Origin of the sequence: Halobacillus shinanisalinarum (assembly GCF_022919835.1) — a bacterium.
GTDB lineage: Bacteria > Bacillota > Bacilli > Bacillales > Halobacillaceae > Halobacillus_A > Halobacillus_A shinanisalinarum.
This window is the reverse complement of record NZ_CP095074.1, coordinates 4,356,558-4,379,770: the sequence shown is the minus strand read 5'-3', so window position 1 is coordinate 4,379,770 and position 23,213 is coordinate 4,356,558. Positions and strand designations below refer to the sequence as shown.

Below are 23,213 nucleotides of genomic sequence, written 5' to 3'. Positions count from 1 at the left end.
TCCTCTACTATGTAGACCAACTATTAGTAAGCCTTCCCCTTCCATTTTATCCTAAAACCTTCATTCCCACTTACTTACTGTGGTAGGATAAAGAAAGCTATGTTAGAAAGGCGGCTTGCACAATGACTGTTACAAATGTACATATAGAAGGTAAACTTGTCACACTGAGAAGTATCACTGATACCGATATACCCATTCTTTGGGGATTGATCTATCGTGAAGAAGAACCAGAGTGGAAAAAGTGGGATGCCCCTTACTATCCTTTAGAGCCACATACATTAGAAAGCTATCGAAGTCATGAAAATGCCAGAAAAGAAAGGTTAAAACAAAATGAACCTGATTCACGACTAATTATCGAGGTGGAAGGAACCATAATTGGTACTGTTACCTATTATTGGGAGCACAAACCTTCTCTTTGGCTCGAAGTTGGAATTGGGATCTATTCTCCTGAGTATTGGAGCGGTGGTTACGGGACAGAAGCTCTTACTCTATGGATTGACCACTTGTTTAATAACCTGCCCTTAGCCCGTGTCGGATTAACAACATGGTCGAAGAACCAAAGAATGATGCGTGTTGGGGAAAAGTTAGGAATGAAACTCGAAGGCCGCATGAGAAAGTGCCGTATTTATGAAGGAAATTATTATGATTCCATTCGAATGGGGGTGCTTCGGGAAGAATGGCAATTATAATAAAAGAATGGCACATTTTTTTATTTGATCAGGTGGGCTAAGATAACAAACAAGATCCGCATAAAATGAAATGCGGATCTTGTTTGTGTTTTATAGAAATTTTTCATTAAGCGGTGGTACAATTTGCTTTTTACGTGAAACAACGCCTTCAAGAACAGCCTGGTTTCCTTCAAAAGGCACTTCGAATGCTTCGGCAACGACACCCATTTTTTCTCCGATAGCAATAACGGTTGAATTGTTTGTGAGGATATCAGTAATCACAAATAAGAATAGGTCTAGTTCTTTTTCAGAAACGACGGTTTCGATCGCTTGTTCAATTTCAGCTTTACGTGCGAGAACTTCATCCGTATCGACTGTATTTACTTGCGCGATCTCTACTTTAACATCACCCATCGCGAACTCCTTCGCATCAAGTGAAATCAACTGTGCGGCCGATTTATCACTAATATCCGCTCCGGCTTTAAGCATTTCAAGACCATACTCTTCTGCATCCACATGAGCGATTTCCGCCAATTCCTTCGCTGCTTGTACATCTTGCTCTGTACATGTAGGAGATTTAAAAAGCAAGGAATCAGAAATTATGGCGGACAGCATTAAACCGGCCATCTGCGGGCTGACTTCTTGATTGTTTTCTTTATACAATTTATTTAGGATGGTTGCCGTACAGCCGACAGGCTCTGCACGGTAATAAAGGGGCCCTTTGGTTTCGAAGTTCGCAATTCGATGATGGTCAATGACCTCAAGGACTTGAACCTCATCAATGTCTTCAACACTTTGCTGGCGTTCGTTATGGTCCACCAGGATAACTTGCTCCACTTCATCTGAAACGGTTTCTACTAAACGGGGTGCATCCACATTGAACTTATCTAATGCAAATTGGGTTTCACCGCCCACTTCCCCTAATCTCACTGCTTCAACTTCTAAACCAAGCTTATTTTTCAAGTCAGCATAGACGATCGCTGAACTGATCGTATCTGTATCTGGATTCTTGTGGCCAAATATCAACGTTTTACTCACGCGACTTCTCTCCTTTTACATTTTATTATGTATAAAAGCTTCCGTACCGATTATAAGACATATCACTGTATTCGTCTATGCGTACGTAACCAGAACGATAAGTTATTATTTTTGTTTCTTGAATCAATTTCATAATTGCTCTTTTTAAAACACCAAAGACTGGCAGAATATAAGGTTCTTTTCCGAAAAGGTTCAAAATGGATTCTTATCCAGAAGATTTTAGTTTCCGTTTTATAAAGAAGTTTGATCACTTTCTATCCATGTTGCTTCACATCGCTCCCTTATACTAGAGACTCAGCTCCGGGACACTTAGGTCCGTTACGGTATGAGGGCTCGGGGTGGCTCGGAAACGACTCGCTTTCCTGCGGCCCCACAGGACGTGGGGTCGTTCGACGTTGGCACAGGACGTGCCGAACTTAGTCGAACTTCCTCTATTCGGATTTAGCCGAACATCCTCTAAACAGCAAGCCTCCTCAGGCGAAGCCTTCCGGGGTCTCGCCTCGCTCCTTCTTCCGCGGGAGTCTCGCCACCCATTTTATGATGAACGGAGCCATTCGTATTCCGAATAAGTCTCCAATGTTCAGAGGGCTTTATCCATCATGATGTGGCATAATAACCGCGTCACAGAGAGATTCTCAGCTCTCTGATAAGAAGTTCTTCTGTCGTTTTGGGTGACTTGTGAACCTGGAGTGTTTCCGTTCTTCTCACAAACACAAGGAGGTCCGGGAAATGGCGAGACTCCTGTGGGGTAAACATGACAGGTGAGACCCCGGAGGACAGAGTCCGAGGAGGCTCAGCGCATGCCCACGGAAAGCGAGTGATTTCGGACCTCCTTCTCCATCCAAGGAAACGGAAACCTATCTCGAGATGGAGTCTTCCAGATCACTGCCCTTACCTAATAAAAATGATTTCAAATTTCCTACTTGACTAGATTTGGGGAGGTACTTCCTTTTTTGCGTTTTGAATCCCTTGGAGCAGAAGGGGCTTAAATTATGAAATTCATTCTTCTTTTAAACGTAAACAGGGAAATTCATCAAGTAACTAGAGGACGGTATCAGTATAGAGTTTGGGTAAGTAAACATAGAAGGAGACATTTTTACGATGCCACCCTCTCCATTTATCTGTTTCTTATTTTTTTGAAGTACCAATATACGGCCGCCACCACTGCAACTGCTAAAATAATATAAACAACCGAAGAGTATATATCCATGTATGTAAGAATACTGTGCCACGAATCCCCAACAGATGCTCCGATCCAAATAAGGACAGTATTCCAAATTAGAGTACCTAATGTCGTAAGAACAAAGAAAGCGGTAAAATTCATGTTCGACATCCCTGCCGGAATTGAAATGAGACTTCTAATTAGTGGGACAAATCTGCATAAAAACACTGTCCAAGGCCCATATTTATCAAACCAGGAATCTGCTTTATGAATATCTTTACGAGTCAGACGAAGAACTTTGCCCCATTTATCAACTATTTTTTCCATCCGTTCTACATCAAGCAACAATCCAACCCCATATAATCCAACAGCGCCTGTAATCGAACCTAGAGTTGAGCTGATTACCACACCAAAGATCGATAAATGAGTGGAGGTCGTCACAAAACCACTGAATGTTAAAATGACTTCAGATGGAATTGGCGGAAAAATATTTTCTAATGCTATTAATGCGAAGATGCCTATGTAACCATACTCATTAATAATAGAGAGCAGCCAATTTTCCATTGCTTCTTGCACCTCGATTTCTATCGTGATTAAAATACCTTGCTTGTTGATTATACAGGCATATGCCTTCATAAAACCACGTAATATGGGAAAAGGAGGAAGTTATATGAGCAGTAGAAGCGAGGAACAACTTACATACCCTGAAGGAATGGTAAACATTATTAGAGACGGATTACAGTTGGCTAAAACGCCTAAAAAGGTAATAATAGCCGGAGCTGGAATGTCTGGGTTAGTCTCTGCTTCCTTACTCAAAAGGGCCGGTCATCATGTAACTGTACTTGAAGGGAATAACCGGATAGGCGGTAGGATATTTACCTTAAGACAGCCATTCACCCAAGGGAATTATGTTGAGCTTGGCGCTATGCGTATTCCTAGCACACATGCTCTTGTATGTGAGTATATCAAACGTTTCAAGCTTCAAATTAATCCTTTTATAAATAGCTCTCCACTTGATTTGATCTTTGTAAACAACATACGTACCACGCGTAAACACTATGAACAATATCCCGAAGTCTTACAATTTCCTCTAGTAGGCTGGGAAAAGGGCAAAACCGCATCGGAGTTATTTTTATCTGCCGTCAATCCTTTTATTGAAAGGTATCAAAGCAGTTCACCTGAAGAGCAGGAACGGTTAAAAAAACAATATGCCTCCTACTCTATGAGGGACTATCTAGAAAATAATCCATTAGGCCCTTCCCTTTCATCTAATGCTATTCGAATGATTATGGTTCTTCTCGGAATTGAAGGGTTCCCCGACTTCTCTTTTGTTGATATTTTAACAGATATCATTTATCCGATCTTTAATAAAGACACGAACTTCTACGAAATCACAGGCGGGAATGACCAGCTTCCCTTATCTTTCCTTTCTGAACTTCACTCTGACATTCTTTACAGCCATAAAGTGAGAAAGATTACGCAAACGACGTCCGGTGTTACACTTAGTACAGTAAACCCTTTGACACAGGAGCCAAAGTGTTTTTCGGGTGATTATAGTATTATTACTATGCCTTTTTCAGTCTTCCAATTTGTTGATGTTGAACCCTATGATTCTATCTCTTTTAAGAAGTGGCAAGCGATTAGAACCCTGACCAATATTCCCGCAGTGAAAATAGCCATTGAATTTAAACATCGCTTTTGGGAGAGGATGGAAGTAGGCAACATCATAACGGATCTTCCCACGATGTTCACTTACATCCCTAGCCATAATAAGGGGCACTTCGGTCCTGCGGTATTGCTTGGCAGTTACAGTTGGGGTAAAAACGCTTCATTGTGGACCAGTTTAACAGAATCAGATTTGATTTCCTATGTTCTTAAAGATCTAGCTAAAATTTATGGCGACATCGTTTATCAAGAATATTATCAAGCGTTTGCTTTTGATTGGGCTCAAAATCCTTTTTCAGCAGGATGCTTTACCCTGTTCGCCCCACATCAGGTCGTAAATTTTGGTGATTACATAAGTACACCGGAAGGGCGACTTCATTTTGCCGGAGAACATACTTCTCCCTTTCATGGCTGGGTGGAAGGTGCAATAGAATCAGGTATAAGGACAGCCTACGAAATAAATGAGAGAAGTAGGTCTATCAACGATTAAATTTGTCCACACTTTAAAAAGACGCCAATTCCATTAAGGAATTGGCGTCTTTCTTTCATTATCCTAATATATTGTAACCTGAATCGACATAGATGATCTCACCAGTCACACCTCTTGACAAGGCACTGAGCATCGCTACACTCATATCACCAATATCTTCTTGAGTAACGTTTCTTTTTAAAGGAGAAGTCTCTTCAATTTGATGCAGAATTTGGTTGAAGGAAGGAACACCTTTTGCAGAAATTGTTCGAATCGCACCAGCAGAAATAGCGTTCACTCGAATTTGGTCTTCTCCCACTTCCGAAGCTAGATACTTCACAGATGCCTCGAGAGAAGCTTTCGCAACGCCCATTACATTGTAACCACCAACGACTCGCTCCGCCCCTAAGTAGCTCATCGCAATAATCGCGCCTCCTTCTTTCATTAACGGCCGAGCAGCCTTTGTAACAGCAACTAAAGAATAGGAGCTTGAGTCCTGTGCAGAAGCAAATCCACTTCTCGATGTATCTATAAAGGACCCCTTTAAATCCTCCGTAGGCGCAGAAGCGACAGAATGCACAATGCCATGTATCACCCCTGTTTTCTCACCGATTTGCGCAAAAGCTTGCTGAATGCTCTCATCTTCATTTACATCGCATTGTAAAACAAGCTCTGATTCTATATTATTCTCTTCTAACAGCTTCACTAACTTCTTATAAGACCTTTCCTTCCTATATGTAAAAATTAATTTTACTCCAGCTTTATCTAATGATTTAGCCACACCCCAGGCAATACTTCTTTGATTGGCCACACCCATTATGACAATATGCTTATCTTTTAATTGTAATAAATCTTCCATAATATCCTCCTTCACGAACGTATCCCCTTCATTATAACAGTTATCCTATTCGCCCTCTGCATTTTCTCATTTCCATTTTTAGAGCTCAACTTTATACAAGTGAATTTTCCAAGGAGAGGATGCATGTTGGAATGCTTTCTCAAATTCGAGACCTATACTTTCATGATTCTCAATGGGCAGGGCTGATAATACATAGTCTCCCCCCATTTGTTGCAATTGTTCAGTATTGATGTCAAGCTGCTCGATTACTTCATCGCTATTCTTGCTAAATACATAATCCTTCCCTAACTCCCCCACATACATATAAAGCCTTCCGCCCCACGTGTCAAAGTAGGATTCAAGGTTTTGGTTTTTTTCTAATTCTGGTGCGATAATCTTGCGAAATTTATGCTTATAGGATAATGGATAAGTAGTATTATAAGTGTCTAATGTATGCATGCCATTATATTGGGCGATGGTCGGATGCATGGCTACACTTACGACTTGATAGTTAGAAGGGGCTTTACCAATGTACTTCTTTATATTATTGAAAAGATCCTGTGAATAAAATTCTTCGAACGTCGGTGTGCCGATTTCACTGTATTTTTTCTCTTCATTCAAACCAAATACGATGCCTATTTGAACCACCATAAGGACGATGACAATCGGTTTACCAAGTTTTAAGTTTTTCCAAACAATCACCAATGCAAAAGCAAAGGCCATGTACCAAAACAAAGGGTGTAAAAAATGAATACGGCTGAAATTAAATGTATTGAGAATCATGGACTCATCTTTTAGTACTCTAAACCCTTCCCAGTACCAAAAAGCATACCAAAGCGATAAAAGGAAATTCATCGTCATAGCCACAGCAAGTCGGTTGGGTTTGATTCTTTTATAAATAGCAATAAACACAGCCAAGATTACTGCCGGCAGGATCACCTGCTGATGTAAACTCATGTCATGCGTGTGAGCAAAAATGAAGTTTTTATTAAACAGACGGATAGTACCAGCTAAGCTATTATGCCCTAAGTCAAATTCCTCACGATGAGAGGTAAATCCCCCACTGAAGAACATGGATATAATCACCGTATAATTCTTGATCAGGTAAATCGACCCCATCAAAAAGAGGGCGCCTAAAAAAGACATGTTAACACGTTTGGTTCGGAACCAATCCACTATCCATACTAAACCCATCAATGCTAGAAAGAACACAAAACTCAATATTAAACTGGAGTGAAATGGAAGCAATACGATGATGAGCCAATATAACTTGGATGTGCGTCTCCCGAACTTGCGGATGTTAAGGAACGCTAATAAAGCTAAAGGCAATCCCGCTATCGATAACGCTCCAGAAGGCCAAAACGGTAAAAGCGCAAAGCCGACTGATACACCTACAGCGATGAGCTGAAGTTTTTTTACCCCGTCTCTTGTTTGGAAAAGGAAGCGAAGTAACCCATACATGCCAAAGAAGCCGACAAACCGCATGATGGTTTGGTTTATTGTGTAAGCCGTGAATGGTTCAAACCATACGTAAAGCCATACCATTAAATCCAAACTTGACGATAGAGCACTGCGAGGCAGGCCATTGACAGCATAAGGCAACGTTGTGCCCGGGGGTGCAAAGATTTGTCCACTTTCTGCTAATATCTTGTACCAGACAATGTTTGAGTCCAAATTGTCGTGAACCCGAATATGCGTGTCTTCTCCAAGAATGTAGTATGGCATGAGGTACGCTACTATGATTAAACAGCCAATGACAATCCATTTATTTTTTGAAAAAGTTCTCAATATGGTGGACCACATGATTGACGACCTCTTTCTCCATCCCAAAGTATAAAGGCAGTCGTAATAACCGCTCCGCTTCTGATGTCGTGAAATTATCTACCCCCGTTAAGCCACCATACACTCTCCCCGCCTGAGAGGAATGCAATGGTTCATAATGAGGTACCGCCATAATGCCTTGCTCCTTCAAGTAAGAAGTTAAATGAGAACGCACAGATTCCGTTTTCAGCTTTATATAGAACATGTGAGCGTTATGCTGACAAAGCTCAGGAATGTATTGTGTACGGATCAAGTCTTCTCCCACTAAAGAGGACAGCTTTTCACTATACTGATTCCATGTCTTCATGCGATCTTCAAAAATAGTCCAAGCTTCCTCAAGCTGGGCATATAAATAAGCGGCATTCAATTCACTTAACAGAAATGAGGACCCAACGTCCTTCCATGTATACTTATCAACCTGCCCCCTTTTAAATTGAGACCGATTCGTCCCTTTTTCTTGAAGGATTTCAGCACGCTCTACATATTCTGGGTCATTGATCAGCAGAGCGCCACCTTCTCCACAAGTATAGTTCTTCGTCTCATGAAAACTTAACGTACCAAAGTGACCAAATGTCCCAAGCGCCTTTCCTTTATATGTGCTCAATAGGCCTTGAGCTGCATCTTCGATCACAAATAATTTATGACGTTCTGCGATCTCCATAATCTGTTCCATCTCACAGGCAACACCGGCATAATGGACGACTACAACCGCTTTTGTCCTATGGGTAATCGCCTCTTCGATCAAATCAGGATCTATATTCATCACAGTTGGATCGACATCTACAAATCTGATGTGTGCTCCTCGTAACACAAAGGCATTAGCTGTTGAAACAAATGTGTACGAGGGCATGATGACTTCATCCCCTTCTTTTATGTTCAGTAATAAGGCGGCCATCTCAAGAGCATGTGTACAGGATGGAGTTAGTAAGGCTTTCTGGCATAATAAATTCTCTTCAAACCAAGCCTTACACTTTTCACCAAAAGGACCATTCCCTGAGAGCTTAAGATTGTGGTTAATCGCTTCTTGAATATAGTCTGTTTCTTTACCAATGACGCACGGTTTATTAAATGGAATCACAGGAAATCACCTCACACAGATTGGCTAGTTATAATAATACCTACTACGATGAACGAAAGTCCGATCACTTTATATGATGTAATAGGCTCTTGAAATAGAAACACAGAAAGTATAAATACAAGAACAAATGAGAGACTCATGAACGGATAAGCGTAACTAATATTAAATTTTGTCATAGCTCCCATCCAAAATATTGAGGCTACAAAAGCAGAAAGAAACCCTGATAGAATCAAAGGGTCTACTAACAATTGCAATAAAAATAGGATTTTATCCTTTACTGCAGCAGGAAGGCTGCCGTATTTCTCAATTCGCCATTTTAGTATTAGTTGTCCATAAACAGTAAATAGGATGGTACCAAAAATATATAGATAGCCCATTATGTCAATATTTTCCCATTCAACTTGTGATAAACATCTACTGATCCTTTCAACTTAAATCCGATAGACTGAAAAAGGTTTAGTGAAGCCAAGTTAATTGCCGAAACAGAGGTTATGAGCTCGTCATATCCTGATGAGAGCATCTTTAAACAACCACTGGTCAGAAAAGGTCTAGCTAACCCCATACCTGTCAATTCCTTACTGATTCCTAAGAGCAGAACCTTGTTGTTTTCAAAACCGAAGAAACCAGCAATATCCCCCTGATAATACAGGAAATACACTTGGTTTTGATCGTATAAATCTTCAAGCCATCGTACATATCTTAAATCAGCAAGCTCGTTCGGGATATGAAAATCTCTATGGAAGCGGCCATGAACAAAAGCGTGTTCGGCGATATCCAAAATGGCTTGCTTATCTCCATTTGAATCAATCGAAACCCCTTCCTTTTCAAACACCTTCAACTCGCCTCGTTTACATTTCGGCTCAAGCAAAGTGTCAGCATAATAAAATCCATACTCTTCTAACACCTTTTTATCAAAAAAAGGATCCACTTTAACTGTAAAATGACCTTCCTTATCCATCGTCTCCTGGAATGCTTCCACATCCAAGGAAGCTAACTCATAAGTATCTATGTTAAGTGTACGTTTATCCCATGGTGTTTCTTTTAAGTAATGTGTCATCCTATCACCTCATCTTTTTTCTTATCAGTCACGTCCCTAATGATGTATAACGGACGCCCTTTCGTTTCATTAAACACCTTTCCAAGATATAATCCTAACACCCCAAAATTAAAAAAAATTAACCCTCCTATAAAATAGAGAGAGACCATCACACTTGTCCATCCTGGTACAGGCTGTGATAAGAAAAAATATCGCAGGATCAAATAGATTCCATAGATAAATGAGACAAAAGAAATCAAAAAGCCAAATTGAATCGACAATCTTAACGGTTTGTTAGACTGAGAGATAATCACATCTGTTGCTAACCTAACCATTTTCTTTACATTGTATGATGATTTGCCTTCAAGCCTTTTTCCGTGGTCAACAGGGATACTGGTTGTTTTAAAACCCATCCATTTGATGAACAGCGGAAAGAAACGGTTCTGTTCTCTCATATTCCTATAGTTGTCAATTACATTCCTTGAACAAATACTAAAATTGGCAATGGTATGATCTGATGAACGATCGGTCAGATAGTCATAAACTTTATAAAATAATTTAGAAGACAGGCGTTTAAGGATACCATCTTGCCGAACTACGCGTGTACCGAATACAACCTCATAGCCTTCTAATGCTTTCTCATACAATTTCTTGATTTCCTCAGGCTGATCCTGCAAGTCGCAATCCATCACAACAATAAAATCACCTTTTGTGTGATCAAGACCAGCTGTAATAGCACGGTGCTGCCCAAAGTTTCTAGACATATCGAAGCCTCTGACATGATGATCTTCTTTACTTATCTTTTGAATCGTTTCCCACGATTGATCTGGACTGCAATCATTAATGAGTAAGATTTCATAATTTGAAGGTATACTTTTCATGGTTTGATCAACGCGCCTGCACAATTCATACAGGCACGTTTGACAACCATAGACAGGGACAACAACAGAAATCATTTCACGACTTCCTTCCATTTGTTTACATACCAATTTACCGTCTTTTTCAAACCATCCACATAGGAGATCTCAGGCGCCCAATCGAGGTGATTCCGAAGCTTTGTATCGTCGACAGCATACCTTAAATCATGTCCAGGACGATCATCCACAAATGTGATGAGCTCACTAAAGCTGGTTAGATCTTTTTCCCTTAATAGCTGTGGGTTAATGGCATCAAGCTGCCTGCAAATAAATTCAGTAAGTTCAAGGTTCGTCTGTTCATTTCCGCCTCCAACGTTATATGTCTCTCCCGCTTCTCCATTGTGAAAAACGGTGTCAATGGCCCGGCAGTGATCCCCAACGTACAGCCAATCTCTAACGTTCATCCCATCTCCATAAATAGGAATCGGTTCAAGTGAGAGTGCCTTTCGCATGATTGTTGGAATGAGTTTTTCATCATTTTGTCTTGGTCCATAATTATTAGAGCTACTAGATAGCACCACATTCATCCCGTAAGTGGTGTAATAACTCTTGACCAGCATATTCGCCCCCGCTTTAGTAGCGCTATATGGATTACGAGGTTTATAAGGTGTGTTTTCAGTGAACTTGCCTTCACCTTCTAATGAGCCATAAACTTCATCAGTCGAAATGTGATGAAACCGTCTTTGTGACAGCGCACCTTTCTCAGACCAATCCCTCCTAGCTGCTTCCAGTAATACACCAGTACCTAGTACATTTGTTAAGATAAACGGTTTAGAATCAGCGATTGACTTGTCTACATGTGATTCAGCGGCGAAATGTACAACACCTTCAATATCGAATTCATTAAAAACATCCCCTACTAAAGCTTCATCAGAGATATCCCCGTGGACAAAGTGGTAATGGTCCATATTCTCAGCTTCCATCAGATTTTCCAGGTTTCCTGCATAGGTCAGCTTATCTATATTGACAAGCTGACGACCTGGATACTTTTTTAAATAATACGCAATAAAATTGGAGCCAATAAATCCCGCTCCTCCTGTTACTAAAAGCGCTGAATTGTTACTCATTTTCTATCAGTCCTAACACTGGGTTCTGATCGATTTTGTCCCAATATTGCTGTACATGCTTCCGATTGGCAATTTCCATCAAGTATTGGCCATAATCATTCTTTTTCATCGATTCGCCTATTTCATATAGGTGTTCTTTTGAAATGTATCCCATGTAATAGGAAATCTCTTCGATGCAAGCCACTTTGAAGCCTTGCCGCTGCTCAATATTCTTAATGAATTCTGAGGATTCGAATAACGACTCATGTGTTCCTGCATCCAGCCATGCAAATCCTCTTCCCAGCAGTTCAACATTAAGCTGGCCTTCCTCGAGATATTTTTTGTTCACGTCCGTTATTTCAAGCTCTCCACGGGCCGAAAAGTTGAGTTTTTTGGCTATTTTGATGACGCGATTATCATAGACATATAAACCCGTTGCCGCAAAGTCTGATTTGGGGTCCTCGGGTTTTTCCTCCAGCGAAACAACTTTTTGCCTGTCATCGAATTCCACGACACCAAACCTGCTTGGATCCTTCACCCTATATCCAAAAATGGTAGCCCCTGTATGATTCCGTACAGCTTTTCTCAAGATATTTGTCAATCCTTGCCCGTAAAAAATATTGTCGCCTAATATCAAGGTGACATCATCTTTTCCAATAAACTCTTCTCCGACAATGAACGCTTCCGGGATACCATTCGGTTCTTCCTGTTCTTTGTAATGCAGGGTAATCCCCAGTGATGAACCATCACCTAATAATTTTTCAAACCTTGGAATATCCTCTGGTGTACTAATAATCATAATCTCTTTAATTCCTGAAAGCATTAAAATCGATAAAGGATAATAAATCATAGGTTTGTCATAAACAGCTAACAAATGTTTATTTATGCAATTCGTGCTTGGGGAAAGCCTTGTTCCGCTTCCTCCCGCTAGTATGATTCCTTTCATTTAAGCCACCATCCTTCAAGGTTTTTTAGGAACATCATGGAAATATTTTGCTACTACTATAGTTACCTCGTGTGAAATTGTTAAACTTAAGTTTTCGTTACAAAATAATTACTAAATGTTTCAACAGTATCATCATTACTTCCACGAAATGATTCTATTCAATTACAATTAAACAAAGGATAAAAACTTTTTCATTTTTTTAAAAATAACAAGTATACATTGACCGACTATGAAATAATCTAAGGATATGTGTCTAAATCAACAATCTAAATTTTTAAAAAAATCATTATCTTGCTATCGAGAGAATTTAACGATATAATCATAATGGAAATAAAAAAATCCAAGGTGTTGGGGCACCTTGGATGAGTGCAGAATGAGTTCGTTACAAGTATTACTGCTTTTTGTGTACCACTACCGCTATCAGCATTCCAAAGCTCAACATTAGGCTTATCGCTTCAAACGGACTCACAGCTATCACCTCCCTATGAGAGGATGAACTCATTCTGAGATAGGACTTGCGATTTGAGTATACCACAAGAATGATAAGAGATGCGATAATTTTCCAATTTTTCGAAAATTGATAAATATGTATTGGTGAGAATTTACTATTCCTTTATTTTCCACTTAAAAATCGACAATCTTTTCTAGTTGAAAGTACTCAGGCTCAACTTGTGACCTAATTAATATAATAAACAATGCAAAAAAATAACACAACCAACATGGTTGTGTTATTTTTTTGCATTGTTTATTTCATCTCTTTTCTCTATAATCAGCGAAGACTTTTATTACTTGTTTCACAAATTTTTTCTGATCAATTTCCATTGCGATTCGAGAACAGCCTTCTCCAGAACAATCTGTTGTCCCTGGACGAAAATCAGCGATACTCAATCCATTTGCATAGCTTTCTTCATGCTGGACCCGGACCTTTCTTTTCTTATAGGTAAACAACCCAGGGAGATCTAAAGTGGCCATCAAAGCAGCCAAATCATGTTGAGGGGTTCCCTCAATACCTGGCTCTTGTTCCTGATACACCTCATAGTAAAAATCGAGTATGGGGTCAATTATTTTTTCTAGACGGGTATTTGCACGGGATGCAATGAAATCAACTTGATTTGGAGTCAATAAGGCTTCTCTTGTGACATTTAGTGGAATAACCGATAAATTAGGCACATTTTTACAAATGAAATTTGCCGCAGTGGCATCACCAAAAAAGTTTGCCTCTGCCACCTCTGTAGCATTTCCAGGTACGAGAAAAGCCCCTCCCATTACAAATGTTTCCTTCACATTCCCCATCACTTCAGGGCTCAAATACCAAGCAATAGTCAGCGAGGTACAACGGCCAACATTCACGATCGTGATTTCTCCTGGATTATCCTTTATTAAACGAAACAGCTTTCTGAAGTTTGTACGGTTGGAATAACGTTCTTCCGGAATAGGCGGATCAATTGGACCTAACCCTTCAGCGCCGTGAATATTAGGGAAAAAGATTGGATCCTCACCACTAAGAGGTCTTGTAGCTCCCGCAATGACTGGAATATCTGTACGATCAGCAAGCTTCAGTAGATACTCCACATTTCGGTAAGCCTTATCTCTTTCTATATTTCCATATCCACTAACGACAGCTAAGAGATCAACATCCGGATTTTTCAACGCATAAATTAATGCAATGGCGTCGTCGATACCAGTATCAGCTATTAAAATCACTTTCTTCATATTTTCACCTCTCCGTACACTATGAAAAAAGTGGCTCGGAGGTTTATACGTTCCTTACATTTTTCATCACAAAAAAGCAACTCCTTATCAAGGAAGTTGCTTTTTTTACAATTATTCTGTTATTCCCACTTGATTCAGTCCACTTTCCGTTGCTTCTGCTTCGGTACTGCCCTCTCCATATATGTCAACAGCTGATTGAATCAACGCTTGCCTAGCGTGACTAAAATCTGATGTTGGAGTCAAATACACCGTAAGTGCACGGTAATAAATTTGGCCTAGCTTGTCCTTACCAATCTGCTCCCCTGTAAGATAGGCTGCATGGTTGATGATGGAAGAGTTAATATGAACCCCGCCATTATCTAGGCTGAGCGGCAGGTCATAATATTCGTCCATGTGAGTTGGATACATCCCACTGCCATCTCCATATGATACATATTCTGCTCCTACAGCGTACTTATCGGGATTACTTAAACTACGGAGAGAAGTTCGACCAGATTGTCTTGCATCTTCGCCCATAATGTCTTCCCCGATTTCCCAATCTTCTTCATCTACTAACGCACCAAATATGTCTGAAAAGGCCTCATTAAGCGCACCAGACTGGAAGCGATATTGCAAATTTGCAGAGTTTGATGTCACGCCATGAGTCATTTCATGTGCAGCAACATCGAGACCGGCTGAAAGAGATATGAAAAATTCACCGTCTCCATCTCCATATGTCATTTGTTCTCCATTCCAGAAGGCGTTATTATAATCTTGTCCATAGTGTACAGATGATTTAATGGCCATCCCCTCGCCGTCTAGGGAATTTCTATCATGCTCTTCGAGAAAATAATCATACACTTGCTCTGAATTATAATGAGCATCTACAGCGGCTCGGTCATAATCGTCTTTGAAAGAAGCACTGTTATTAGAGTAGAGTACTCCCGGAAGCTGAAAGTCCTCTCCTCCCCATTGATTTTTCATATCATAGGTATAAATTCCGTCTAGATTATCATGGGAATTGTCATATAAATAAAACTGTGTCCCTTTAAGATTATCTGTCTTATCATTCTTATGGGTGATATGTAATTTTCTATGGTCACCCAATACACCTAGGCCAGAAGCGGTCGCAGACCTAAATCCATTCGCGTGCATCAAAGCATTGTATTTATCAATTACTTGTCCACTTTTAGCGTCTACAAAGACAAACCAATTACCAGGATCCTTGCCAAGGAAATTAACATTTACTTTATAAGCGAGTTGACTTGCATCATTATATGGATAGATGACAAGCTCACTTGTAGGAGTGTAACTCATTTCCTCAGGAGCATCCACCTCATTCTTCGCTTTGTTAAGAGCTTCTGTTTTAGAGAGAGTCGGTTCAGTAGAGATGTCCGCTTCCTCAACTTCGTGGTTAAAATGGCCACTCACCGATTGAACGGTATTTTCTTCGTCATAATGAACAATAACTTCGCTACCTTCAACAGGGACACCATTTTTTGTCTGCTGTAGGTTCACATGTGTCATACCTAGATCATCTTTCTTTACTTGACCCGGTTTAAAGTTTGATTTTGGATTTTTAATTTTATATTTTTCCTGATTTTTTTTCAGATGATTGACCGCAGCAGCAGCATTACTAGCGTTTTGTTTTTCAGCTTGTTTTTCTACGACAAATATAGGTTTGTTTCCCTTAGACTTCTCAAATTTTTCTGCCATGGATTGAGTTGAAACTTGAGGTGTCTGCTCGGGTTGAACCGCATGTGCTTGAATGGGGGCAAAAGCTCCTACGAACAAGGCAGATGATAGAACAGCTACCGGTAATACATTCTTTTTCTTCAAATAAACTCCTCCTTAATATGATCTATTTCTTATATTAGAGGAATATAGTATTAAATAAAAGAATAGTATGAACTATTTTAATTGTCAGAAATTTATGCTTGCTAATCTATACTACATGACTAAACTACCATTCATCATCCATATAAAAAGACACCGTTCATAAAAACAGTGTCTTTTCATTATTACTTGTCACTAGCAGAAGTGATCTCGTTTATAACCAATATAAACATGACTGCTCATCCTCCTGCGTAACCTTTTTAATGAAGTTAAAGCACTAGCCTGCTGCAGGGTAGGCTGTTTCTTTATCATACTCTCCCCATCAATAAGCTAAATTAGTTATAATAACCCATAAATCGAATTAGATTAATGATTTCTCTTTTACTAAGTCAGGAAATAGGTAATAAATCACAGAACTTAATGTAGACGAGCCTGTAACAAAGACAATTAAAGTTTATAATCATGTCGAAATATTCTGTTCAATCAATCACCGATATGCTAATGTTCAACTGATACTTGGGATTTTTTCTCAGAAGAAGGTCGTATAGCAAATAACGTAACCAACACAGCAAGAATACTTAGGCAAGCTAAACTTATATATAGTACGTCTGGATACCTCTCCATTAAAATAGCAATGACCGGCGGGCCGGTAGCGACTCCAAGAAATCTCATACTGCTATAAAGTGAAGTCACTGTACCTCTCACCTCTTTTTCTACACCCTCAGTGATTAACGCATCAAGCCCAGGCAGAGATAAACCAATCCCAACTCCAGCAACCGATAATAAGATAAGCAACATGACCAAATTCGTATCATGTTTTATGAAAAATAACGAAGCAGCCGCGGCTGCATTTCCGATGGCAATAGCCCATTTCATGACGATTTTATTTTCACCAATTTTCTTGCCGCTAATATAAGAGGCAATGCAAAGGAACAGTAAAGGAATCCCTAACAGCAATCCCTTGTACACACCCGTCACATTATATTCATCCTCTAACAAGGAAGACAAGTGAAATAAAAATCCAAACAACACAAACATATTTATACATCCGATTATAAAGATCGATATAACCCATCGTCCGTTATCATGGAAAACTTTTTTTATTGATTTCTTGAAGTCTGAAAAACGAGTTTTCTTCTGTTCTCCTTCGTTTTTCGGCACCTTCACGAACTTCCATACTAAGAGGATTGACAGAAGCGATAGTACGGGAATGGAGGCGAATGGGATGAACCAAATGATAACAGCTAATAATGCTCCAATTACTGGACTTAGTACCTTGCCGAAAGTATTTGAAGTTTCAATCAGCCCTAATCCTTCACTGACTTGTTTTTCATCATCGAACATGTCACCTACTGTAGGAATAACTACAGGAAAAGCTCCAGATGCTCCAATTCCCTGTAAAAATCTGCCCACTAAAATCATAATATATGGGTTTTCCATCTTCCATGCAGCATAAGCTGAAACGATTCCCCCAGCCCCTGTGATAATTAAACTAGGTATGATTACTTTCTTTCTGCCGATTTTGTCTGATAAATAACCGGCTATCGGAATCAATAATATAGCAACAACTGAGTACACCGTTATGATTAAACTCGACTGAAAAGCAGAAATGCCTATCTCCTTTTCGATCATAGGTAGCACGGGAAGCAACATGGAATTACCCAATGTCATAACTAGTGGTATGGATGCTAAAGCAATAAGATCCCATCTTTTTTTATTCATATAAGTTCCTCCGCTTACATTCATCTTTGTCTGCCTTCACTTTTAAGCACTGTAACGTTTATTATGAACTAAGTAGTAACAATCTATCCTGACAAACTAACTCTAAAAAAAGTAAAGGTAATCTTAATAAAGAACTCAATCGAGTTATAGTTTATTCAAAAAAGCTGACCACCTATAAAGTAGGTGGTCAGCTTCTTTCTCATAATATAAACAGACTTATTCAAGTGACCTTGAATGACATTTCTTACATCTGTCCCTTTTTAGCATTAGAACCATGAAGAATTCGATTGGTTCGGTGCGTTCCATACTTATCCTTCAAGTTCAATCGTTCAACTTCACGGAGCATTTTATTATAGTTTTTTAAACGAGCGAATGGGAGTTCATCTACTTCGATTGCTTTCGTAACAGCACATCCCGGCTCCTTGTCATGGGAACAATCGCGGAACCTGCACTGCAAACTTAACTGTTCAATATCTGAAAAGGCTGCATCGACATTGGCACTTTCTCCAAAAAGCTGCAACTCTCTCATCCCCGGGGTATCGATTACTACCGTTCCATTAGAAAGCGAAAATAGTTCTCGATGTGTTGTCGTGTGGCGGCCACGTCCATCCTCTTCTCTTACTTGTTCTGTTTGCTGAATTGCCTCACCTAACAATCGATTGATGAGCGTTGATTTACCCACACCTGAAGACCCTATTAAAGAAATCGTCTCCCCGGCAATCAATTCCTGTTCCAGCCTGTCTATTCCGCTCCCATCAAGACTGTTAACCGTGTAAACGGGTACACCTGGAGCATGTCGCTCGATTTGTGTGATTTTATTCTTGACATCATCACATAAATCCCGTTTTGTACAGACAATAGCTGGTGTTGCACCACTTTCATATACTTGCATCACATAACGTTCAATCCGTTGTACATTAAATTCCTTAACAAGTGAAGTTACAATGAATACTGCATCGACGTTAGCAGCAATAATTTGTTCATCATTTCCCGTCCCAGCCGCTTTGCGGGATAAAACCGTACGCCTGTTTAATACTCTGTCGATTCTCGCTTTGTCTTGATCAAAAGGTTCATACACAACCCAATCACCAATAGCTGGCCACACCTGTGATACTTCCGCATCATAACGGAATTTACCTGAAACAGTTGCCGTATATGAGTCCGTTTCAGTACGAACAGTGTAAATATCTTGAGCCGTCCGAGTAATTCTCCCAATCCGAGCTGTTTCCTCTACTTGATCCTTAAAGTAATCATGAATAAAAAATTGATTCACCGAATTCCTCCTAATAGATGGGAGGACATTATGAGTTGCTGTGCCCTCCATTTGATGATTGCACTATTTTATGAAGACCTGCAAATACATTTGCCATAACACATCAACCCCTTACGTTTTAGTATTCTTATTATAGCAGACTTTTCCAAAAGAAAAACACCTAGTTTTTACTCCCTTTTGTATAAGAGTAAAACCAGGTGTTTTATTAACTACTGAAGCTGTTCTTTAAACACATTTTTCACTTTTGGAACAACATCAGAACTTCCACCTTCTACATCCTCGATCATCATTGAAACGAGTAAACGGGGATCATCGGTATTCCATGCGATAAACCAGCCATTTTCCTGTCCCTCAGCATCTTGTGACTTTTTCAACTCAGCTGTTCCCGTTTTCCCGGCAAGATTTAGCTCTTCAATTTGTGGTTCAAATCCTGAACCTTCAGGGTTGTTCACGACTTCCGTTAAGTTCTTCCGAAGAATGCTAGCTGTGTCCTCACTCACCACATCCTCGTGCCAGGTAACACTCGCATCTTCTCCCTTAATCATAACCGGATCAAGCAGCTTTCCATTTGTAATAAGTGGAGTATAGGTAAGAGCTAAATGCAATGTGCTCATCTCAACCTCGCCTTGGCCATATCCGGTATCAGCTAGTGTGATTTCTTTATTAAACCCATTTTCATCCGTTATTTGTGAAGCACTAATTGGATAAGTTAATGGGATTTCTTCAGAGAATCCAAAATCCTTTGCTTCTTCCAAAAAGGTCTCTTCACCAATCTTGAGAGTGGAACGGGCAAAATAAATATTGTCTGAACGAACAAGCGCATCACGAAGATTTACTGCCTTGTCGATGTTGGCACTTTCTACTCGTGTTACAGAATAACCGCCCCAGCCTTCTTTGCTGAATGAACGATCGGGGATAGACATTTCTTCTGATGGGTCGATGGTGCCTGTTTCTAAACCAATCGCAGCTGTAATCGGCTTAAACGTTGATCCAGGAGCATAAGTATTATTAAATCGATTCGTTAATGGTTTCTGTGGATCACTCTCAAGCTCAGAATAGCGTTCTGAGGTCATCCCTAAAACAAATTCATTTGGATCATAAGCAGGTGTACTAACCAGGGCCTTCACCTGACCCGTTTGCGGATGAATGGCTGCTGATGAACCGGCATCATCTTTTAATTGATTATAAATAGACTGTTGCACGTCCGCATTGATCGTAAGGTTCACATCTTCTCCGTCTACGGCTCCCTGTTCAGCTAGTACTTTGCGCTGATTTCCTTCTCCGTCGACGATGGAAACTTTTCCGCCAGCTGTGCCTCTTAATTTTTCCTCAAGGATACTCTCAAGGCCAGTCTGACCAATTCTGCTTGTGGAAGTGTACCCTTGATCCTTTAGTTCCTCTAGCTGCTCAGCTTGAATGGACCCTACGTAGCCAGTTAAGTGGGCAGCTGCCTTTCCTAAAGGATAGACCCTGGCACTTTTCTCTTGAAACTTTGTACCATTCAAGGGACGAATTTTTTCCATTAACTCTTCGTTATCCTTAGGAATAGATACGAGTGGAACAAAGGAAGTCGCTTGCACCCATGATTGATTAAGCTTCGCATCAATACTTTCAACAGATAGGTTAAGCAGCTCGGCAAGTTCTTCTTTTACTTGCTCACGATCGTCCTCCATCCAATCAGGGACGAGACCAACATTTAACACTGTGCCGTTGATTGCAAGCCCCTTACCATTTACATCAAATATCTCTCCCCTTTTAGGTTTGATGACTTGTGCAGATATTGTATCTCCTTGTTTCATACCTGAAAATATCATTGAAGGATCCCAGGACATCACCCAAGCTTCCGACTCATCGCTTTCTTTAAACGTGAGATTGGCTGCTTTCGAAAATTCAACAGGCCCTGCCAGCGTTTCCATACTTACATTAAAGTCAAAGCTTGGTGTATCCTCCTTTTTATATTCGGTCTCTTCATCAGGCAAATGATATGTAATGGACAGTTTTTCCATCTGAATACCTTCATAAATTGACTTGTATCGTTCGACGAATTCTTTCTTTGTAATCTGTTCCTGAGATTTTTCACCAAGCAGTTGGTACATCTTTTCATATTCTTGGTCTCCCCATGCTTTCATATAGTTCTTAAAGGTTGTTTCAGGATTTGGTTGTTCGGAACAGCCTGCAAGTAAAATGAATACAATAGAAAATAATAATAATAGTGCTCTTTTCAATGTTCTCCCCCTTATAAAATCCGTCTTTCAGCTATATGACGAATGGCACGGATATATTGACACCATTCTACAATATTTTACAGAATCATTATATCAAAATTCTTCTAAATAAAAAGCATGGCGGCTTGAGTATTAAACGAACTTCAGTTGTGTTTTCATAGCGGCAAAACTAGACGTTTTTCGCTGTTGAATCTTCCTTCTGCCAAGTGATACCATTATGAAACTATCTTATCTTATTACAGTATTGGAGGTGCTTTATATGGCATGGATTCAACACTTCACGTGGCTTTCCCCACTTCTATTGATCATCTTTGTTCTAAGCTTGTTTTGGTCCTTTCGTGCATTCAAACAGAAAGCATACCCAATGATCATCATTGCCGGCATGCTCCATCTCGTAATCAGTCCGTTTTTTGCTTACAGCTTTGGACCATTTATGTTTGGGATTGGGATCGTTGAGCTTTATATGGGGGCGATTAATAAAAAGAAAGCAAGAGCTGTAAGACTATGATCCTATAGTCTTACGAATCTTTTATTCTATCCTCAATAAAACTGCATAAATGCCCAATAGTGGGAAATTTGTTAAATGCTTTATTTTCGAATATTTCCTCTTTACTCCCCAAGCTTATCCCCCAGTAATGCATTAAATCATCAAATGCCTTCGAAAACTGTACTTCGTTCCCATTATACATTTTTTTCAATTCCTCATTTGTCGTTAAGTATTCTACAGGGTAATGATATGTACTTTGGCTGTGTTTATGAACAAATTTCACCGTTGTTAAATAAATCTCGTAAATACGCTTTTTTTTATTGATCGTTTCTTTTACTTCTTTTCTGGTCTTAAAATAATCAAAATCATAAACATTCATCATAAGAGCCCACCTACCCAACTGTGTATGAATAATAATTCTACATCAATGGTATAGATTCCTTTATCTCCTTAGAATGCATATGAAAGGATTTTCTGGAACCCCTATGTTATTCTTTTGATGGATTATGTTTTATGGAGGGAACGTAATGAATACAACCATTGAAACCATTTTAAATCACCGCAGTATCCGTGAATTTAAAGACACTAAGCTGACAGACGAGCAAATTCACACCATTATAAGCGCTGCCCAGCAAGCTTCAACATCCAGTTACATGATGGCCTACACGATTATTGGTATAACTGACCCAGCGAAGAAAGCAGCTCTGGCAGAAGTCAGCGGGCATCCGCACGTCACACAAAATGGGCATCTACTTATTTTCTGTGCTGATTTAAAAAGACCGATTCAACAAGCTACAAATAAACAATACCAACAAATGCTGCCTAACCTAGAGAATAGCGAGCATTTCTTAGTTTCAGCGATAGATGCTGCATTAGCTGCACAAAATGCCGCGATTGCTGCTGAATCAATGGGGCTTGGCATGTGTTACCTCGGAAGTATACGTAATAACTTGGCTCGAACAGACGAAATACTTGGATTACCTCAGCATGTGATTCCATTGTTCGGTATGGCCCTTGGTGTTCCTGATCACCAGCCCGAAAAAAAACCTCGTTTGCCACAATCAGCCATTTATTTTGAAAATGAATATCCTTCGTTTGAAAGCGACGTGGAGCAGTTCGATGAGGAAATCGCCGATTATTACCAATCTCGTTCCACAAACAACCGTAAGGATACCTGGTCAGAGCAAATGATTCGTCGCTTTTCTGAACCAATGCGTATGGATGTAACCGATTTAGTTCAGAAGAAAGGCTTTAATAAAAGGTAATCAAAAGGTGGTGTCTTCAAGATAGGAGT

At 39.8% G+C, this 23,213-nt stretch carries 21 protein-coding genes; 4 read left to right on the top strand and 17 right to left on the bottom strand.

Translation table 11 applies throughout. The features are described from left to right. Positions 1 to 122 precede the first annotated feature (122 nt). The gene (locus tag MUO14_RS21670; RefSeq protein WP_244752582.1) at positions 123 to 689 is read left to right on the top strand and encodes a GNAT family N-acetyltransferase; all 567 of its coding nucleotides are present in this window, start codon (positions 123 to 125) and stop codon (positions 687 to 689) included. Between the two features lie 90 nt (positions 690 to 779). Here the strand turns inward: MUO14_RS21670 and MUO14_RS21665 are convergent, their stop codons facing one another. Continuing rightward, the gene (locus tag MUO14_RS21665; protein WP_244752581.1) at positions 780 to 1,706 is read right to left on the bottom strand and encodes a manganese-dependent inorganic pyrophosphatase; all 927 of its coding nucleotides are present in this window, start codon (positions 1,704 to 1,706) and stop codon (positions 780 to 782) included. 1,117 nt (positions 1,707 to 2,823) lie between these two features. Then, positions 2,824 to 3,432 carry a DedA family protein gene (locus MUO14_RS21660; RefSeq protein WP_244755718.1) on the bottom strand — a complete coding sequence of 203 codons (609 nt, stop codon included), beginning with the start codon at positions 3,430 to 3,432 and terminating at the stop codon, positions 2,824 to 2,826. A 106-nt stretch (positions 3,433 to 3,538) separates the two neighbouring features. Between MUO14_RS21660 and MUO14_RS21655 the strand changes: the two genes are divergently transcribed. Beyond that, positions 3,539 to 5,023 (top strand): flavin monoamine oxidase family protein, encoded by a 1,485-nt coding sequence (locus MUO14_RS21655; protein WP_244752580.1) that lies wholly within the window; start codon positions 3,539 to 3,541, stop codon positions 5,021 to 5,023. A 58-nt stretch (positions 5,024 to 5,081) separates the two neighbouring features. On the opposite strand, the gene fabI is transcribed toward MUO14_RS21655, so the two are convergent. The 14 genes from fabI to MUO14_RS21590 form a co-directional block, all read right to left on the bottom strand. After that, positions 5,082 to 5,861, bottom strand: a complete 780-nt coding sequence (gene fabI, locus MUO14_RS21650) for an enoyl-ACP reductase FabI (protein WP_244752579.1) — start codon at positions 5,859 to 5,861, stop codon at positions 5,082 to 5,084. Positions 5,862 to 5,939: 78 nt separating this feature from the next. After that, positions 5,940 to 7,643, bottom strand: a complete 1,704-nt coding sequence (locus MUO14_RS21645; protein ID WP_244752578.1) for a DUF6044 family protein — start codon at positions 7,641 to 7,643, stop codon at positions 5,940 to 5,942. Then, positions 7,606 to 8,739 carry a dTDP-4-amino-4,6-dideoxygalactose transaminase gene (gene rffA, locus MUO14_RS21640; protein ID WP_244752577.1) on the bottom strand — a complete coding sequence of 378 codons (1,134 nt, stop codon included), beginning with the start codon at positions 8,737 to 8,739 and terminating at the stop codon, positions 7,606 to 7,608. Before rffA ends, MUO14_RS21645 begins: the two co-directional genes overlap by 38 nt. Before the next feature lie 11 nt (positions 8,740 to 8,750). Continuing rightward, a complete protein-coding gene (locus MUO14_RS21635) occupies positions 8,751 to 9,116 on the bottom strand; it encodes an EamA family transporter (protein ID WP_244752576.1) in 366 nt (121 codons plus the stop codon). Beyond that, positions 9,116 to 9,796: a GNAT family N-acetyltransferase gene (locus MUO14_RS21630; RefSeq protein ID WP_244752575.1), complete on the bottom strand. Its 681-nt coding sequence runs from the start codon at positions 9,794 to 9,796 to the stop codon at positions 9,116 to 9,118. Before MUO14_RS21630 ends, MUO14_RS21635 begins: the two co-directional genes overlap by 1 nt. After that, positions 9,793 to 10,731 (bottom strand): glycosyltransferase family 2 protein, encoded by a 939-nt coding sequence (locus tag MUO14_RS21625; protein WP_244752574.1) that lies wholly within the window; start codon positions 10,729 to 10,731, stop codon positions 9,793 to 9,795. The genes MUO14_RS21630 and MUO14_RS21625 overlap by 4 nt, the downstream gene beginning before the upstream one ends. Continuing rightward, a complete protein-coding gene (gene rfbB, locus MUO14_RS21620; RefSeq protein ID WP_244752573.1) occupies positions 10,728 to 11,759 on the bottom strand; it encodes a dTDP-glucose 4,6-dehydratase in 1,032 nt (343 codons plus the stop codon). The genes MUO14_RS21625 and rfbB overlap by 4 nt, the downstream gene beginning before the upstream one ends. Beyond that, positions 11,752 to 12,684: a glucose-1-phosphate thymidylyltransferase RfbA gene (rfbA, locus tag MUO14_RS21615; RefSeq protein WP_244752572.1), complete on the bottom strand. Its 933-nt coding sequence runs from the start codon at positions 12,682 to 12,684 to the stop codon at positions 11,752 to 11,754. Before rfbA ends, rfbB begins: the two co-directional genes overlap by 8 nt. Positions 12,685 to 13,075: 391 nt before the next feature. Then, positions 13,076 to 13,186: a putative holin-like toxin gene (locus tag MUO14_RS24915; RefSeq protein WP_396265750.1), complete on the bottom strand. Its 111-nt coding sequence runs from the start codon at positions 13,184 to 13,186 to the stop codon at positions 13,076 to 13,078. 248 nt (positions 13,187 to 13,434) lie between these two features. Then, a complete protein-coding gene (locus tag MUO14_RS21610) occupies positions 13,435 to 14,397 on the bottom strand; it encodes a nucleoside hydrolase (RefSeq protein WP_244752571.1) in 963 nt (320 codons plus the stop codon). Positions 14,398 to 14,508: 111 nt separating this feature from the next. Then, entirely contained in the window at positions 14,509 to 16,215 is a 1,707-nt protein-coding gene (locus MUO14_RS21605; protein WP_244752570.1) for a M4 family metallopeptidase, read from the bottom strand. Positions 16,216 to 16,710: 495 nt separating this feature from the next. Further along, entirely contained in the window at positions 16,711 to 17,934 is a 1,224-nt protein-coding gene (locus MUO14_RS21600) for a bacillibactin exporter BcbE (protein ID WP_244752569.1), read from the bottom strand. 244 nt (positions 17,935 to 18,178) lie between these two features. Continuing rightward, positions 18,179 to 19,207 carry a ribosome small subunit-dependent GTPase A gene (rsgA, locus tag MUO14_RS21595; RefSeq protein ID WP_244752568.1) on the bottom strand — a complete coding sequence of 343 codons (1,029 nt, stop codon included), beginning with the start codon at positions 19,205 to 19,207 and terminating at the stop codon, positions 18,179 to 18,181. A gap of 209 nt (positions 19,208 to 19,416) precedes the next feature. Next, entirely contained in the window at positions 19,417 to 21,432 is a 2,016-nt protein-coding gene (locus MUO14_RS21590) for a penicillin-binding transpeptidase domain-containing protein (RefSeq protein ID WP_244752567.1), read from the bottom strand. Between the two features lie 259 nt (positions 21,433 to 21,691). Here MUO14_RS21590 and MUO14_RS21585 point away from each other — a divergent pair, with 259 nt between their 5' ends. Further along, positions 21,692 to 21,940 (top strand): hypothetical protein, encoded by a 249-nt coding sequence (locus tag MUO14_RS21585; RefSeq protein WP_244752566.1) that lies wholly within the window; start codon positions 21,692 to 21,694, stop codon positions 21,938 to 21,940. Between the two features lie 10 nt (positions 21,941 to 21,950). Here the strand turns inward: MUO14_RS21585 and MUO14_RS21580 are convergent, their stop codons facing one another. Then, positions 21,951 to 22,301 (bottom strand): hypothetical protein, encoded by a 351-nt coding sequence (locus MUO14_RS21580; protein ID WP_244752565.1) that lies wholly within the window; start codon positions 22,299 to 22,301, stop codon positions 21,951 to 21,953. 145 nt (positions 22,302 to 22,446) lie between these two features. On the opposite strand from MUO14_RS21580, the gene nfsA reads away from it, so the two are divergent. After that, the gene (nfsA, locus tag MUO14_RS21575) at positions 22,447 to 23,184 is read left to right on the top strand and encodes an oxygen-insensitive NADPH nitroreductase (protein ID WP_244752564.1); all 738 of its coding nucleotides are present in this window, start codon (positions 22,447 to 22,449) and stop codon (positions 23,182 to 23,184) included. The last annotated feature ends 29 nt before the right edge of the window (positions 23,185 to 23,213 follow it).